The organism is Streptococcus xiaochunlingii, assembly GCF_006385805.1.
Classification (GTDB): domain Bacteria; phylum Bacillota; class Bacilli; order Lactobacillales; family Streptococcaceae; genus Streptococcus; species Streptococcus xiaochunlingii.
This window is the reverse complement of sequence record NZ_VFSG01000001.1, coordinates 835,932-850,279: the sequence shown is the minus strand read 5'-3', so window position 1 is coordinate 850,279 and position 14,348 is coordinate 835,932. Positions and strand designations below refer to the sequence as shown.

Below are 14,348 nucleotides of genomic sequence, written 5' to 3'. Positions count from 1 at the left end.
CAGGCTACGGCTTGCTATTTTATCTAGGGTAGCTCAAAAATTTTATGAAATCATTTATTTCATCTTCATTAAAGCTATTTTCAAGATATTCTCTCTCATAAAAAATAAAATCTAATAAATATTTTCTTGAATAATCATCTAAATTATTTTTAATTTTCTCAATTAGCATAAAAAATTTATTGGGTTCTATTAATTTTGTTATTAGTACATTTAACTCAAAATCACAATTTTTGCTTAAAATATTTAGATTTTGAAAAATCAAATCAGCAATTTCCTGTTTTTGTAGGTCATTAAAGTTAAGTATAGATATTGCTCTCAGAAAATCAGAGATGCTTTGAACTACTATAAATTTATTATTGGATAATATATATTTAATAAATTTAAATTCATTCTCAGTAATTTCTATTTTATTTGGGAATATTTCTGATAATAAATACAATGCTCTACGTATTTTTTTAGATGGTAGCGAATCTAGTAGTATAATTATTTGACTGAAATCTTCTTGTTCTAAAGAAGATTCAATCATATTTTGTATATAAAAATCACTATTGCGCATAATTATCATGCTCCTATATCAATGTTAAACTTCACATTGCTCCTACAAGACTTCCTCCTACCACAAAAGCACCACATACTCCCGCCGTTGAATATATACAAACACTAACTAGCACAACAGTTCCAACAAGGGCGATTGCTGTTAAAGCATCATTATTAGTAGATGTTTTGTCTTCAGTGGAGCAATTAGTGTATTTTGTTACGGGAGAAGAAGGAGGAGGAGGTTTGTCGCAACCATTATCTACCCACTCGGCTTTAGCTAGTTAACTATACGCAGCATTCAGTAGCTTTACATGACCTCGGACAGTATCTCTAAGAGCTTCTCCTGGACCAATTCGTCACGGTAAATAATTTGGATTACTCTCAAGTGCGGGAATACGTTTTAAGTATATTTCGTATTTAAGATTTTCTATTCTAGCTGCAGTTGATGCACATTTCTGAGCATTATATAAACCAAAAATATCAACCCATCCCTGCACGTTCGGCGCAAATTGATAAAGATTATTCCTACCCTTTAATTTGATCGGATCCTGATTCACAAACCGACCCGCATCAGGATCGTAATACCTGAAGAAGTTGTAATGCAGCCCCGTCTCACGGACGGCATACTGGTTTTGCAAGCGGAAGGGTTGGTAAGCACTATCCGTTACCTTGGTTTCCTCCTTCAGACGCTCCCAGGCGGTGTATTCGCCGTACCATAACAGATTGCCGTCCTTATCGGTCATCTTACGCGGGATGCCGATTTTGTCGCAGTGGAAGTAGTGGGCTTGTTGGACGCCTTCTCCGTCTTCGGTTGTCCAATCGCGAACCTGTGCTAAAGGATCGTAGGAATCCAGATTGGTGTAGATATAGATATATCTGCCGTCCTAAACGAATCCGGCTTCCTCTTCGAGGCTGTCTGAGAAGCAGAAGCGCGTGCGTACCCCGAAGACTTTACGTCGGGATTGGAGCTTTCATACGGGCTACGGCTTGCTTTGAAATCTATTTTTGAACGTAAGAAATTTATCATATGAATTTAGTTGTTCAGCAGAATAATTTTCCATAATTTCAGCATTATCACTATCTACAATAGAAACAAAAAATATGACATTCTTTGTTTTTTTCTTATCTATATTTTCTATTGCTTTTTTAAATCCTTCTATAATTGAATCATATACTTCCGCCTGATATTGCTCAAAATTACCTTCTGATATTAATGTATTTGCATCATTAAGAATATTTTGAATCTCATTATTGAATACACTATCTATTTTCTCAGGAACCTCTCCAAGTCCTATTGCAAATTGAGGGTAATACCATTTAATAAAAGGCTGATCTTCTTTTGGGTAGTTTACTTTTTCTATTTCGTAGTGAGAAATAGTGTTAGCAGCCCAACCCAGATATGAACAATAGTCATCAATATATAATGTATAGGCAAAAACTTCATTAGAATTATATCTTTCTAATACAAATTTAAATGTCTCTGTAACTCCTTTAGATACATTCTGGATTAAATCTTGAATTATATAATTACTTAAAATACTCATTTTAATTTTCCTTTTATAAATTTTTGTTATCAATCAGTTTCTATGCACATTTACTACGTGATCCGTATTTTCCAAAAACCTTACCAGCACTTCTAGTTAATTACTTACTCATGTATCTATCTGTTTGAGCATTGTTATACTTAATTTCCTATTTTTTTAAAATAACTAATATTTTTACCCAAAAGGGTGTTGTTAAGCCCCAAATTCCTCCGAATATCAATCCTTCAAGGAGCATAAAATTCTCTCTTTTGATTTGAATAGCTAATCCCAGCAACATCCCAATTAACATTTGAAATATGGATAGATATTTAATATTTTTTCTTTCTAATTCTAAATGAAATAAAATAACTAGAAAGAAAGAGATAATCGGAAACACGACCAACTTAACTATCGTGTTATCCCCATAATAAGCCATCCATAACCAAATGAAAAACCAAGAAATTAAAATACTTATCCAATACTTTTGAATAAATTCTTTAAATTTAATTAATATGGAAGTCCTTTGGCTACGATGTTTACAGCATAGCCTTGAGTTATATTTGTTCATATAAAGTTAAATTCTTTTCTGTGCTTTTATATATATCTGTATAGAAATAAATTCTATTATCTTTTATCTCTTTCAGATAAACCAAGTCTTCGATACCTCCAATATACTCAATTGATAAATCATCTAAATTTAATATTGCAAGCCTAAAACCAACAACGCAAAATCGTCTAATGAAAACTGGAATATATATTTTTCTATTGAAATACAACAACGGCCCTCCAAACCCCTGTTCTTGAATAATAACTTGACCGTTAATGGATAGACTTCCAACAAGGGGAGAACCTTGATTAACTTCCATCAAATCAAGGTAACTGACTTCCCATTTGTCAAAAAAATTTTTTTCTTGAAAGTCTAAAGGAGTTTCAAGAAAAATTTTTAACTTAGACATGTTTATATTTTTTCTTGTCAAAGAATTGAAATCTTCTTCTATTTCTACAAGGAGTTTACCCACCTCATTATTAAATGGCAAAGAATCAATTACTATCCGAGACAATAAAAATTCTTTTCCTTTTTTTTGTTGAAAAATACTGTCTGAATTTAGATAATTAATCATGTCGTATAGTTCATTTTTTATAGAAATAAACTGCTGTTTATTTGTATAACTATATTCATCGCAATTATTAATCATTTTATCAATTTCGACTAAAACTATATTAATCTTTTTTTTAAATTGCTCCTGATTCATTGTCTTATTAACCCTTCTAAGTCATTCATATATTTTTGTGTTTGTCCACTAGGCAACCCCAAACCTTGAGGTGCAGCTTTACCTTCAATAATAGTTGTTCCTAATAGCCGTTGCGGCAGCAGCCGTGGAAATCGGGTTATTAAAGAACACGATTACTTAGGCCGTCTGAAAAGTTTTTCAGACGGCCTGGTAAGCCATTGAAACAAGAAACCGCGTGCGTGCCTTGGGCCTAGACCCAACCTACGCTTGCTCGTTATGTAGGCGTATCTTTAACTTATACAATTTCTTTTAATTTTTTTTCCAAATATTTAATATCTGGTGGATTTTTATTAGCCCCTTTTATTTTGTCAATCCAATGATAAGCTATTTCAGAAAATATAATACCTTTTTCAGTTAAATCATTCTCATACACGGGGTCATGTATAATTTCCCCTAAATCATCACACAACCTTACTTTTGAAAGATTGTGTTTATCATAAAAATAATAAATTTCTTTATATTTTCTTGTGATTCTATCTCCAGCTTCAATATATAAATCTTTATCCAAGTACTCGGATAATTCCTTAGGAGCTATCGCATTGTACTCAAAAGCTTCTTTAAAATTAAAAATTTCATTACTCATAATACAACCTTCTAAATAATACACATAATTTGAGACATTGATACTTCAATTAATTCTTTTGAACCTTTTGGTTTAATACAAATTCCTCCTTTTTTTCTAATTTCTTTCTCTTTTGCCATTTGTTTAGTTTTATCAGTCTCTGGACCAGTTACCTCATAACATTTTCCAAAATTATTTTCAATTATGACAAAATCAATTCTTCGTCTAGAACCAAATTTATCTCTAACAGATTTTCCTGTCTTACAATCTCTTAAATATCTTTCTCTTTCAATTTTAGCATTAGTACCTTTAATTTTATCTTTTAAAATTCTCAGAGCTTTGGTTTCTCGAGAATCACCCAAAATTTTATTTCGTAGAACATGGCGATTCGAGTAAAGTATTTCCTGCTTTTAATTCTTTATCTAGAATCAGTTGCAACTCTTCACATAATTTAAATTGACCGGATTTTTTCATAAGATCTCTTTCTACATGCGATGGTGTCATATTTTTATCTGTCATATATGTTTTTCCTTTTTTATTTGGCCTTATGGATTTAGATTGCATAATTACATCGAATCCCGCGGGATTGGAAGTTTCATGCGGGCTACGCATACTAACTCAATCTAGTGGTCATTTTTACTATTGTTATCATTGTGTATCTCAATATTATTTTAATGTGCGAATAATAAATCTAAAATTTTAGATATATTCTTTGAGTCAGGGAATTTTCTAGGATTTTTTATGTTTACGAAATTATTAATTTCCAAGTTGTGTAAATGACTTATTAGTAAAATTGTAGATAGTGGGTATTTATATGAGGAAGGATTTTTTAAAATATCCTCTATTGCTAAATTACTTCCGAAATAATAATTTTTCATTGGTAATACATAATTATCGAATATAGCAATAATTATCTCATTTATTTCATTTTCGGATGTTTTTGGATATAAAGAAATAATGCCAAAATCTTTAAAAATAGAATCAAATTTTCCAAGTTCTGAGCCATGTACTTTAAAATTACTTGGTGTGTCATCCTCATCAAAAATATCGTTTATTTCAGGATAAAATTTTGGGATAGTTGTACTTAATTCTATAAATTTTGGTCTAGAATATTTTTCTCGTTTATATAAGAAACGATAGAAAATGAGCATAATGCCCCAATTTTTACATGCTTACCTTTTTTAAATTGGAAATTAATTTTTCCAAAAAAAATGTCATTAAAAAAAAGTGAAATAATACAATCGTGTTTTTTAAATGAAATATGGTTAGCTTCTAAATATGAGCAGAAGCTATTTAATATTTTTTTCTTCATTTTTTATACCTCAATAAAATAAATGTTATATCTCTTTCATTTGCATTAACAACTTTGCCTTTAGAAGTTAAAATAGTTCCTCCTCCTTTTGGCGTGTTGGGTCGGCAAACCGCCTTGGCCGTATTTGTAGGCGGTCTTGGCTTAGATTGTTATTTAAGAAATATTTCAGACGACCTCGAAAAAGGATTGGGGTCGTCTGAAAAGCAGAAACCGCGTGCGTAACGCACATATCCTACGTCAGGATTGGAGGTATCATGCGGGCTACGGCTTACTACAATAAATTGAGTGCAGGCAACTCAAGAATATCTTTTGTAGTTAACTTACTAACATCCTTTTCAATAAGAGACAATTTACTATTTTTCAATAGTTTACTATCTTGAAAAGAATATTCATACATTACTGTATTTTTTTTATCATAGACATATCCATAATAATTATCCTCTTTGTTTTCATCTTCAACAAAATTCATAAAAAATATTTCATCGCTTTTAGGCAGAGATTTTTTTACCGATTTGTATAGATTAGGAACTTCATTTGATACAAAATCAGTGCAATCCAAAATACTTTCTAATAAAATTTCATTAGTTAATTCTTGAGGTTCCATAGTTAATTCCTATCTTTTTAAAGCTGTAATTACTCTTCGCAAAATTCCCATACTTCTTGCGCCTTTTTGACATCTACCGCACATTGGTCTAGTAGCTCCTATTGATTCAATTTTTGCTCCTCTTTTTCTTGCTTCCCTCATTAGTTTACGTTCTGCATCATTTAAATGATTTTTATTACTTCGGTGTACATTATTAATTACTTCATCAGAACCAGCTATTCTTTGAAGTGCCCTTGATACCCATCCTTTTTTCCCCGCTGATACTATCCAAATTTCGCTACGACCAGAACTTGTTGTCACTCTCGCCAAAGCATAAGTTGTACGAGACCTATCTCCTTCTGACATTGCAGCAGCAACTTTATTAATTCTATTCAATAAATCTGGATCAGAATGTAATCCAAGCCAATCCACCCACCCCTGCGCATTCGTCGCAAACTGATACAAATTCTCTCCGCCCAGCAACCTAATCGGGTCCTGATTCACCAATCGACCTACATCAGGCTCGTAATACCTGAAGAAGTTGTAGTGCAGCCCCGTTTCAAGGTCGCAATACTGGTTTTGCAGGCGGAAGGATTGGTGAGCGCTATCCGTTACCTTGGTTTCCTCTTTTAGACGACCTTGCAAGATTGTTAGACCTTTAACCAATCTACGGCTATTTTTCTAGAAACCTTTAGCTTATGTATTCGATTAACAAAATAATAAGTAGGCTTAGGGATTATTTATTAACTTTTCGAGATATTCAATACTTCTGAATAAATAATGTTCACCTATTTGCTGTATCAAATTTGATGAGCTCCCAAATAATATTCTTTCTAAATACTTTTTAAGAATTATAAGCTCATCTTTTTTTAAGAGATTTAAAGCATGAGTGATGTTTTCTGCGGTAGGTATATTTATAATAAATTCTTCTATATTTACTGGAATATCATCATTTCTAATGCCATTGCTGATGCTATCAATAATTTTAGGCATTAAATAATTTATTCCTTCTGGTGAAAAAAAGATGAATGGTACTAAATTATGTTCATCAATAATAATTTTCTCTATTGGGGTATATTCGTAATACTTAAATTCATCTTTAAATTCCTCTATTTTATAGATGTTTTCTCGATAAAGTTTTTTGAATAATCCTTTTTTAGGGTAATCTCTGTAGGTAATTTTTAGGAAGGGCATATTTACCTCCATTGTCTTAGATAACTTTTACATTAATATTGATTTTTCCATGAGGTGTATTCGCCGAACCACAAGAGGTTGCTGTCCTTATCGGTCATCTCACGCGGTATGCCGATTTGGTCGCAGTAGAAGTAGTGGGTTTGCTGGCAACTTTCTTCGTCTTCGTTGATGTGGTTTTGATAGGCGAAACCGCGTGCTACGTCAGGACTGAAGGTTTTGTGTGGGCTACGGTTTGCTATGGCTTACTTATGATTACCAGCTAGTAATAGGTCTATGCAAATTTGCCCAAAACTTTAATAATGATTGTTCAAAAAAACGAAATTCGGACAGATCTTTTTCTACAACTAGACCTAATTCTTTGAAAAGATATTTAGATTTCGTTCTTTCAATGACATCATTTTGACTTAATAGCTCAGCAAACCCTTTTTTTGATGTTATATCCATTTCATTATAGTATATTGCAAGCTCTACTTTCTTATCATTGAAAATTGTAACCTCAGTTAACTTTTCATTATCAAACCTTAGTACAAAATTGTTAATCTCTATAATATTTTTTACCTTCGGGATAACATTGTTTGATATGTTATATTTTCTTATAACATCTGATAGAGAACAATTTAATTCAAAATCGCCTATACTCTTATAAGGAATAAATATTAATTTATCATGATTTAAAGTTAGGTTTTTAAGTTTACTTTTTTGAAAGTCTGAGTACTTTTTACCTTTATTATCATATAAATCTCTTATACTCTCATCGTAAATTAATATCTGCAGAAACAAATTATCCTTATAGTTAACATATAAAACTAAATTATATTTTGGAAAAATATAAAAATAATTTTCTTCATCTGAAACTTCTATTAGAGGATCCTCCTCTTCTAAAAATTTTTCAAGATTTGAAAAGTTAATAACTTTTCCATTTAAGCAAAATTCATCACAATTCCTCAAGGAGGATACAGTAATCAATTCTGAATCAGATTGTGTCTTGTGTTTTCTATCAAACTCTAATGAATAATTAGGATTATTTAAAGTAACATCATCAAAGTCAGCCTTTTTCTGACCCAATACAATCTCATTTAACGAATTATTTGATATTTTCAACATGTTAAACATATATCTTTTCCTATATTTGTCTATGTCAATTAGCTTCTTAGCTATCAGGGAAAAACGGCCTCTAGATAGAATACCTTGCTAATGTTAATAAGATTTTTACGAACAAATAACTCAGACGACCTCAAAGAAGGTATTGAGGTCGTCTGGAAACAAAAACCGCATGCGTACTACACACCCCCTACGTCAGGACTGAAGGCATTGTGCAGGCTACGACTTACTTTACATCGTAATTGGAAGTTTCATTGGCTACAGTTCGATTACACCTCGATAAAACATTCAAAAAAATCAAAGTGATTTTTATCGAATGCAATTAATAACTTGCCTTCAGGAATTTTTTTCCCTGTCATACCTCCTATGCAAATTCCGAGGTTCTTAAAAAGAATATATTTTTTTCCTTCAATAAATTCTGAATCGATGGCTTTAAGGTCTTCGATTGAATTTTTAAATATATCAATATCTCCTAATATGGGATTAGAATCTTTTAAGCAATATCCATAAACCAGTTTATCATTTTCATAAACTAACTCACAAGCATTCCTATATTCCACCTTATTATTCATAATATTATCTTCAACCATTCTCACTGGTCTTCCATATTTTTCTTGTACTTCCTCAAGAGAAGTACCAAATACAAAATCACCAATTGATTCATATGGCTTAATCAAGTAGTTCATATTAACCCTTTCCAATATATTTACATTAATAAAATTAGGAACATTTACCAATAATTCTACGAAATCTTGTTGCCTGTTTCCTAGAAATAAATTTCTGCCGTTTAGTTTCTTAAATCATTCTCCCACATGGTTTTATATACGCTTTATATTCTATTTCAAAGGCAGCAGTATGATATAAAACCCCTTTCGTGCGCACATTTTTAACAAAATAAGATGAAGACCGTCTGAAAAACAGAAACCGCGTGCGTGCCACACACAGCCTACGTCAGGACTGAAGGTTTTGTGCGGGCTACAGCTTGTTACAAGGACTAATTATTGCATAATTTGTTGTTTTAATTTTTGGTCAAAAGAATTTTCCAGGAAGATCAAATCATGCTTGCTAAACAATCCATTATCATTTTCTAATACTTTTTTATCAAACAATAAAATATTCTGTATTAAAGGATCATTTAGTGGTAATTCATTCTTATTTATAATAAAAATAGCGGTTAATGCTTTAAAACGAAAAGCCTCTGGATAAAGTGCTAAATATTTTAAAACTTCTTTGCTACCGGAATGGAAGGCCATAATGATTGGAATATGATTTTGCTGCAAATGCTTTAATACATCTGGATAGATGTTTTTTGCATCATTCTCAGATTCAGGTAATTTAATGGCATCTCCATAAGGAAATGAGGTAATAGGGGGAGCTTTGAAAAAATGCGCCTGCGAGATAGATGGTTGTACAAATACTGAATCATATGGATTTGACGATTTATCATAAGGAGGAACATTTTGGGAGAAAAAATTTCCCATTTCAGAATTATATGCATATAGGTGAAGTATGACCCCCTCGAAAGTACGAGAATTGCTAAAGGATATTTCACCATAAACATATTTTCCTTTTTTAAATTTAATCCTATCTTTTAGAAAAATAGCATCAGGAATATTTAAATTATTTTTTAAATATTCAATAAGACCTTGAATAAATTCTTTACTTTTCATAATTATCCTTCTTAAAATCAATCTTTGAATACTAAAGTCATAAAGCGAGCAACACCTTTGGAGGAACCCACATCCGTTTGCTTATCCTTATTTTTTGTTGAAACCATATATGCAGCCTTCGGTCATTCTCCCCTAGCATTGTGCGGTTTTTTCAAATTGAATAGCCCTGATCTCTTTTGACCTTTCGTTAATCGTCTATATTATTTTTTACCTCAATAAAATAGATTTCCCCATCTTTCATTGCGACTATATTAGGCCGTATTCGTAGGTAAGATATAGAGTAAGAGTGAACGATAATGAGATTATTCAGACTACCTCGAAAAAGGATTGAGGTAGTCTGAAAAGTAGAAATTGTGTGCACGCCGAACACAACCTGCATACTCAGGATGGCTTGCTACGCTTAGTTTATAACGTTTAATATTCAGAATATATATTCATAGTGGATTTTACTAAGTTTCTAGAATTTTCGTCTGGGCTAATTATTTTTGTAAGTAGAAATTTTTTCTTATTAAATTTGTTGTAGTAGAGATTTAATCCATTTTGAAGAAAAACGACAAGCTCATCATCATCTTGATAGATAGAATGTATATCCCCATTCAATTTGCTTAATTTCAATTTTTCAAATGTTAATATAGAAGATATTGTTTTACTCTTAATTATTTTATAGTTAGAGATTTCTATTTGCTCCCCATTAAGTACACCTTTACTTTCATCGTATATAAAAGATATATCATATCCCTTAAAATAAAAGTAATACATTACAATATCCTTTCCAAAAGACTCAATGCTGTTATCTTTTAGGAAGCATGATATATTTTCGGTTGAGAGATCCTTTAAAAAAGTACCGTTTTTAAAAAAATCTCTTATTTTAAAAATTATAGCTGCCATTTTATCCTCCTAATGCTTTTAAAGTAGTAGCGAAATCTCTCGTATTATTTGGGAAATTCAATCATTATATCCAACTTTTGGTTCAAACATGTTCAACACGATATTTCTTTAAAATAGGATGATTCAATAGAAACTCTAGATATTTTTTACAAAGTTCCTCTCCGCATAATTTATACACATTAAAGAAAGTGGGAAGTAGTATATCGGATACTGTAGCGTAGTTCTCAAGTGCATTAGTGAATTGTTCCTCATCTGATAACCCTCCTAGTATAAGTTGAGTAAAGTTTCTTTCATGTGATGATGTTTGTGAATCATAAATTTTCCAAACTCTTATGCGCTCCTTCTTCAATTCATCATTTGATAAGGCATTGGATAAATTCAATAGAATTTTACGACATGTATTTTCTGCTAATTTTATTAAAGTATCAGGTATTTGATTATGAATACAAGGACTAGATAAAAGTACGTTTTTGATAAAATCATGCGTAATTATCTGAATGTCATGATAATTCATGGCATCAATATCAAATGTATCGGTTAATTTTCGTCCTGCTATAACATCAGGTCTATTTACTTCAGTCATTTAAACCTCCATTACTGTCACGAATTCCAAGATTTTTTAATACGTGGCTACAGGAAGGTATATCTGCCGTCTGAATTTTTCTCCTGTAACAGATGGCTGCCTTCGCATAGTCTTAAAAATTCTACTACGTAAACAATGATAGAATTTTCTACATATTACGATATTACGCAAGTTATAGCTTGTACAAATTATTGTGCCAAATACCCTGTGTCATAATCTAAATCGCCAGTTTCCACAAACTCATCTAAGAAAATATATATTTCTTCTATATCTACTTGAATTGGTATGTTTATTGCATGGAAATTTGCATTAAATGCTTCAGACTCACATCCAAGATCTATTAGTTTAGTTAATATTTTATCTTTAAATTTCTGATTTTCATTAAAGAAAATAATCCGCAATGTACTATTTTTACTATGAATTATAGTTTTATCATATAATAAGTAATTTTCTTCATGTTGTATTACGCTAACAATATCACCAAAAGAGACTTCTTTGCTATAAAAAGGAATATTATTTATTATAAGATAGCCTTCTTCAGTCACTTCTGCCCAAATGCTTTCCATAGATACTGGAGGATAACCATCAATTACTTCTAGATTTAAAAAAAGCTTTTTCATTTTAATTACCTTATATAACCTTGCTACCTACTGTAGGATCTTGATTTAACAATTCGCACTTTCTTAAGTTAAACTTTAGTCATATTCTTTATAGAATCAACCATTAATTCTTCCAAATAACTACCATTTTCATGGCAAATATTTATTTCTTTGTCTTTGAAAAAAGAATATCCTCTTGAGTCAGATATGTCAACCATTCCTTTTGACCTCTCTGAGGCTTGTGAGAGGGACAAGTCATGGCAGTACGGTTGCCGTTGAAGTCGTAGTGGTGGCAGATGTTTTCGGTAATAGGCAGATACAGCATATCGTACTGCGCATAGTGCCAGTCGGTTTCGGGCAAACCGTTTCGGGCGTTCTCTTCCTTAATCGGTACTTTCCATTGGTGCTGGCCGATGATTTGGCCGTTGTCGTTGTAGTCGAATTAATAATAAATAATGCATATGGAAAAGGCCGTCTGAGAATTGATTTTAGACGACCTTGATGTTTTGTTGGGGCTCGACCCAACCTATGGTCTAAAAAAGGTCTTAAAGAGGCTTGTTACCTTTAAATATATTAAATCTTGATAGATTAGCTCCTTTTGATTGAATATGTTTTATAGCTAATTCAAGTTCATTAAATTCATTAAATTCTTCTATCTCATAATCTTCAGCCTGATCCAATTTATTTTTTGGTACCGTATAGTAATATGTACAATAAGTTCCATTATTTTTCTTAATAGCAAATACTTGATAAACAACCTCTCCATCAATTTCAATAAGTTCATCATATCCTTTTGTTTGTAAATTAGTTAAATTTAACATATCTATTTTCCTATAATATCAATACGCACTTGTTTCCCATCCGGACGTCTAAGATTTATATGCGGATATTTTCCATGTCCTGTTCCTTGTGGATCATCATGTCCTTTACACCGTCCTGTTGCTTTATCCATAGCATAATTTTTCCCTGATTCACATACCGACCCGCATTAGGCTCAGGCTCATAATACCTGAAGAAGTCGTAATGAAGCCCCGTTTCACGGTCGGCATACTGGTTCTGAAGGCGGAAGGGTTGGTAAGCACTGTCCGTTACTCGTTTTTCCTCTTTCAGACGGCCCCAACCAGTGTAGTTGCCGAACCACAGCAAATTACCGTCCTTATCGGTCAACTCCCTAGGGATACCGATTTGGTCGCAGTGGAAGTAGTGGGTTTGTTGTCGGCTTTCGCGTCCGAACGGGTCGCGTTCTACGGTAATGCGGCCGTAGCCGTCGTAGTCGTAGCGCACCAGTTCTTTTAGGTAGAGGTCGTCTGAAAAACAGAAACCGCGTGCATACTGTACATACTCTATGCAATGATTGAAGGTAAGATTTCAGCTAGCCACAGTTTACTAATATAATTTCTCAAGCAATTCTAAAAAATTATTTGCAATCACACCGACTTCTTCATCAATAGAAAAAATATTATGATTAAAAAAACGAACTTTCCCATCTGAGGACAAAATAATACTATCTCCAGAAGGAGTGTTTGCAATTGGTAATCCATATTGCTGAAAATCGGAATATATATCAATAATCGAATTAAGTTTATAATCAGACTTAAAAGACAAAAAATGATCAATAACTATCTTATTACCTTTTATTCTAACCTTTGATGGAACCCCTCCATTATTTCTAAGTAAAAAATCAACATAATCTGTATCAACTTTAAAACCTAATTTATCTTGAAATTCAATAATATCTTCGATGCTAGGGTTGATTGAATTATATGCTTTACTTAGACTTTGTAAAGTCCTCTTATCTGGCAAAATTCCATAATTTTTCATCTGCTGTATGTCATCTGGGCTCAAACCAAATTTTTTAAATTTAATATTCACTTTTAAATCACTCCTATTGCTTATTACTAACTTGGTTAAGTTATTTAACACTTCCCTTTTCTTTTTCTCTTCCGTGTTTGATGTTGGGCCGCACTGCCTGTATGTTTCACAGAGTTATGTATGTCTTCAGGAAGCAGTCTCATCACCCCTCCTGTATCATGATGCCAAACAAAACCTGGAGGAGCTTCTGCACCAAAAGGATTATTTTTTCCAAAAGCCAATATATTTGCTTTCTTAAAATCTTTATAATCACTAACGGGTTTACCAATATTAAAGTTTTTCACATAGTAACGACTAAAATCAGGTAATCCAAACATATTAAATGGCACACCATGAGGATATTTTCCTCCTAGTTTCCCACTTAAATGATACGTAGTACCAGCATAACTGGAATTAATAGGTTAATTTTAATGATGTGAGGTTTGGCAAATCGCAAGCCTAACCAATCCACCCAAGCCTGCATATTCGGAGCAAACGAATAAAGATTTTCCCCACCCAACAACCCAATCGGGTCCTGATCCACAAACCGACCCGCATCAGGCTCATAGTACCTGAAGAAGTTGTAATGCAGTCCGGTCTCTTCATCAAAGTATTAGTTTTGCAATCTGAACGTCTGATGGTCGTTCTTGTAA

23 protein-coding genes and 1 pseudogene are annotated in these 14,348 nt (G+C 32.3%); all 24 read right to left on the bottom strand.

Annotation, left to right across the window (positions count from 1 at the left end; translation table 11 throughout):
- Positions 1–19: 19 nt before the first annotated feature.
- A complete protein-coding gene (locus FJR71_RS04340) occupies positions 20–556 on the bottom strand; it encodes a hypothetical protein (protein ID WP_246040100.1) in 537 nt (178 codons plus the stop codon).
- 337 nt (positions 557–893) lie between these two features.
- The gene (locus FJR71_RS10165; RefSeq protein WP_216363962.1) at positions 894–1,280 is read right to left on the bottom strand and encodes an RHS repeat domain-containing protein; all 387 of its coding nucleotides are present in this window, start codon (positions 1,278–1,280) and stop codon (positions 894–896) included.
- Between the two features lie 237 nt (positions 1,281–1,517).
- Positions 1,518–2,081, bottom strand: coding sequence for a DUF4303 domain-containing protein (locus FJR71_RS04330; protein ID WP_006155751.1), 564 nt, complete (start codon positions 2,079–2,081; stop codon positions 1,518–1,520).
- Between the two features lie 148 nt (positions 2,082–2,229).
- Positions 2,230–2,628, bottom strand: a complete 399-nt coding sequence (locus FJR71_RS04325; protein ID WP_246040099.1) for a cytochrome C biogenesis protein — start codon at positions 2,626–2,628, stop codon at positions 2,230–2,232.
- On the bottom strand, positions 2,615–3,313 hold the full coding sequence (locus tag FJR71_RS04320; RefSeq protein WP_140814197.1) for a hypothetical protein: 699 nt from the start codon (positions 3,311–3,313) through the stop codon (positions 2,615–2,617). Before FJR71_RS04320 ends, FJR71_RS04325 begins: the two co-directional genes overlap by 14 nt.
- Before the next feature lie 274 nt (positions 3,314–3,587).
- Complete coding sequence (locus FJR71_RS04315; protein ID WP_140814196.1) at positions 3,588–3,935, bottom strand: hypothetical protein; 348 nt, start codon at positions 3,933–3,935, stop codon at positions 3,588–3,590.
- Positions 3,936–3,946: 11 nt separating this feature from the next.
- Complete coding sequence (locus FJR71_RS04310; RefSeq protein ID WP_140814195.1) at positions 3,947–4,276, bottom strand: hypothetical protein; 330 nt, start codon at positions 4,274–4,276, stop codon at positions 3,947–3,949.
- Between the two features lie 4 nt (positions 4,277–4,280).
- Positions 4,281–4,433 carry a hypothetical protein gene (locus FJR71_RS09955; RefSeq protein ID WP_172605082.1) on the bottom strand — a complete coding sequence of 51 codons (153 nt, stop codon included), beginning with the start codon at positions 4,431–4,433 and terminating at the stop codon, positions 4,281–4,283.
- A 152-nt stretch (positions 4,434–4,585) separates the two neighbouring features.
- Positions 4,586–5,065, bottom strand: coding sequence for a hypothetical protein (locus tag FJR71_RS04305; protein ID WP_246040098.1), 480 nt, complete (start codon positions 5,063–5,065; stop codon positions 4,586–4,588).
- A 432-nt stretch (positions 5,066–5,497) separates the two neighbouring features.
- A complete protein-coding gene (locus FJR71_RS04300; RefSeq protein WP_048789323.1) occupies positions 5,498–5,830 on the bottom strand; it encodes a hypothetical protein in 333 nt (110 codons plus the stop codon).
- Between the two features lie 9 nt (positions 5,831–5,839).
- Complete coding sequence (locus FJR71_RS10085; protein WP_281281318.1) at positions 5,840–6,454, bottom strand: RHS repeat-associated core domain-containing protein; 615 nt, start codon at positions 6,452–6,454, stop codon at positions 5,840–5,842.
- 84 nt (positions 6,455–6,538) lie between these two features.
- Positions 6,539–7,003 carry a hypothetical protein gene (locus FJR71_RS04290; RefSeq protein WP_246040097.1) on the bottom strand — a complete coding sequence of 155 codons (465 nt, stop codon included), beginning with the start codon at positions 7,001–7,003 and terminating at the stop codon, positions 6,539–6,541.
- A 32-nt stretch (positions 7,004–7,035) separates the two neighbouring features.
- On the bottom strand, positions 7,036–7,101 hold the full coding sequence (locus tag FJR71_RS10080; RefSeq protein ID WP_236127928.1) for a hypothetical protein: 66 nt from the start codon (positions 7,099–7,101) through the stop codon (positions 7,036–7,038).
- Positions 7,102–7,255: 154 nt separating this feature from the next.
- Positions 7,256–8,116: a hypothetical protein gene (locus FJR71_RS04280; RefSeq protein ID WP_246040096.1), complete on the bottom strand. Its 861-nt coding sequence runs from the start codon at positions 8,114–8,116 to the stop codon at positions 7,256–7,258.
- Positions 8,117–8,373: 257 nt separating this feature from the next.
- On the bottom strand, positions 8,374–8,790 hold the full coding sequence (locus FJR71_RS04275; RefSeq protein ID WP_140814193.1) for a CTP synthase: 417 nt from the start codon (positions 8,788–8,790) through the stop codon (positions 8,374–8,376).
- A 312-nt stretch (positions 8,791–9,102) separates the two neighbouring features.
- Positions 9,103–9,774 carry a growth inhibitor PemK gene (locus tag FJR71_RS04270; protein ID WP_140814192.1) on the bottom strand — a complete coding sequence of 224 codons (672 nt, stop codon included), beginning with the start codon at positions 9,772–9,774 and terminating at the stop codon, positions 9,103–9,105.
- Positions 9,775–10,188: 414 nt separating this feature from the next.
- Complete coding sequence (locus FJR71_RS04260; protein ID WP_140814191.1) at positions 10,189–10,662, bottom strand: hypothetical protein; 474 nt, start codon at positions 10,660–10,662, stop codon at positions 10,189–10,191.
- A gap of 82 nt (positions 10,663–10,744) precedes the next feature.
- Positions 10,745–11,245, bottom strand: a complete 501-nt coding sequence (locus FJR71_RS04255; protein ID WP_140814190.1) for a hypothetical protein — start codon at positions 11,243–11,245, stop codon at positions 10,745–10,747.
- Positions 11,246–11,433: 188 nt separating this feature from the next.
- Positions 11,434–11,865: a DUF4265 domain-containing protein gene (locus FJR71_RS04250; protein ID WP_140814189.1), complete on the bottom strand. Its 432-nt coding sequence runs from the start codon at positions 11,863–11,865 to the stop codon at positions 11,434–11,436.
- A 524-nt stretch (positions 11,866–12,389) separates the two neighbouring features.
- Positions 12,390–12,665, bottom strand: a complete 276-nt coding sequence (locus tag FJR71_RS04240) for a hypothetical protein (protein WP_140814188.1) — start codon at positions 12,663–12,665, stop codon at positions 12,390–12,392.
- 55 nt (positions 12,666–12,720) lie between these two features.
- Positions 12,721–13,128, bottom strand: coding sequence for an RHS domain-containing protein (locus FJR71_RS04235; RefSeq protein WP_246040095.1), 408 nt, complete (start codon positions 13,126–13,128; stop codon positions 12,721–12,723).
- 102 nt (positions 13,129–13,230) lie between these two features.
- A complete protein-coding gene (locus FJR71_RS04230) occupies positions 13,231–13,716 on the bottom strand; it encodes an SMI1/KNR4 family protein (RefSeq protein WP_140814187.1) in 486 nt (161 codons plus the stop codon).
- A gap of 44 nt (positions 13,717–13,760) precedes the next feature.
- Positions 13,761–14,045, bottom strand: coding sequence for an HNH endonuclease (locus FJR71_RS04225; protein WP_140814186.1), 285 nt, complete (start codon positions 14,043–14,045; stop codon positions 13,761–13,763).
- A gap of 32 nt (positions 14,046–14,077) precedes the next feature.
- Positions 14,078–14,296: pseudogene (locus tag FJR71_RS04220) on the bottom strand (RHS repeat domain-containing protein); the annotation flags it as partial.
- Positions 14,297–14,348: the final 52 nt, after the last annotated feature.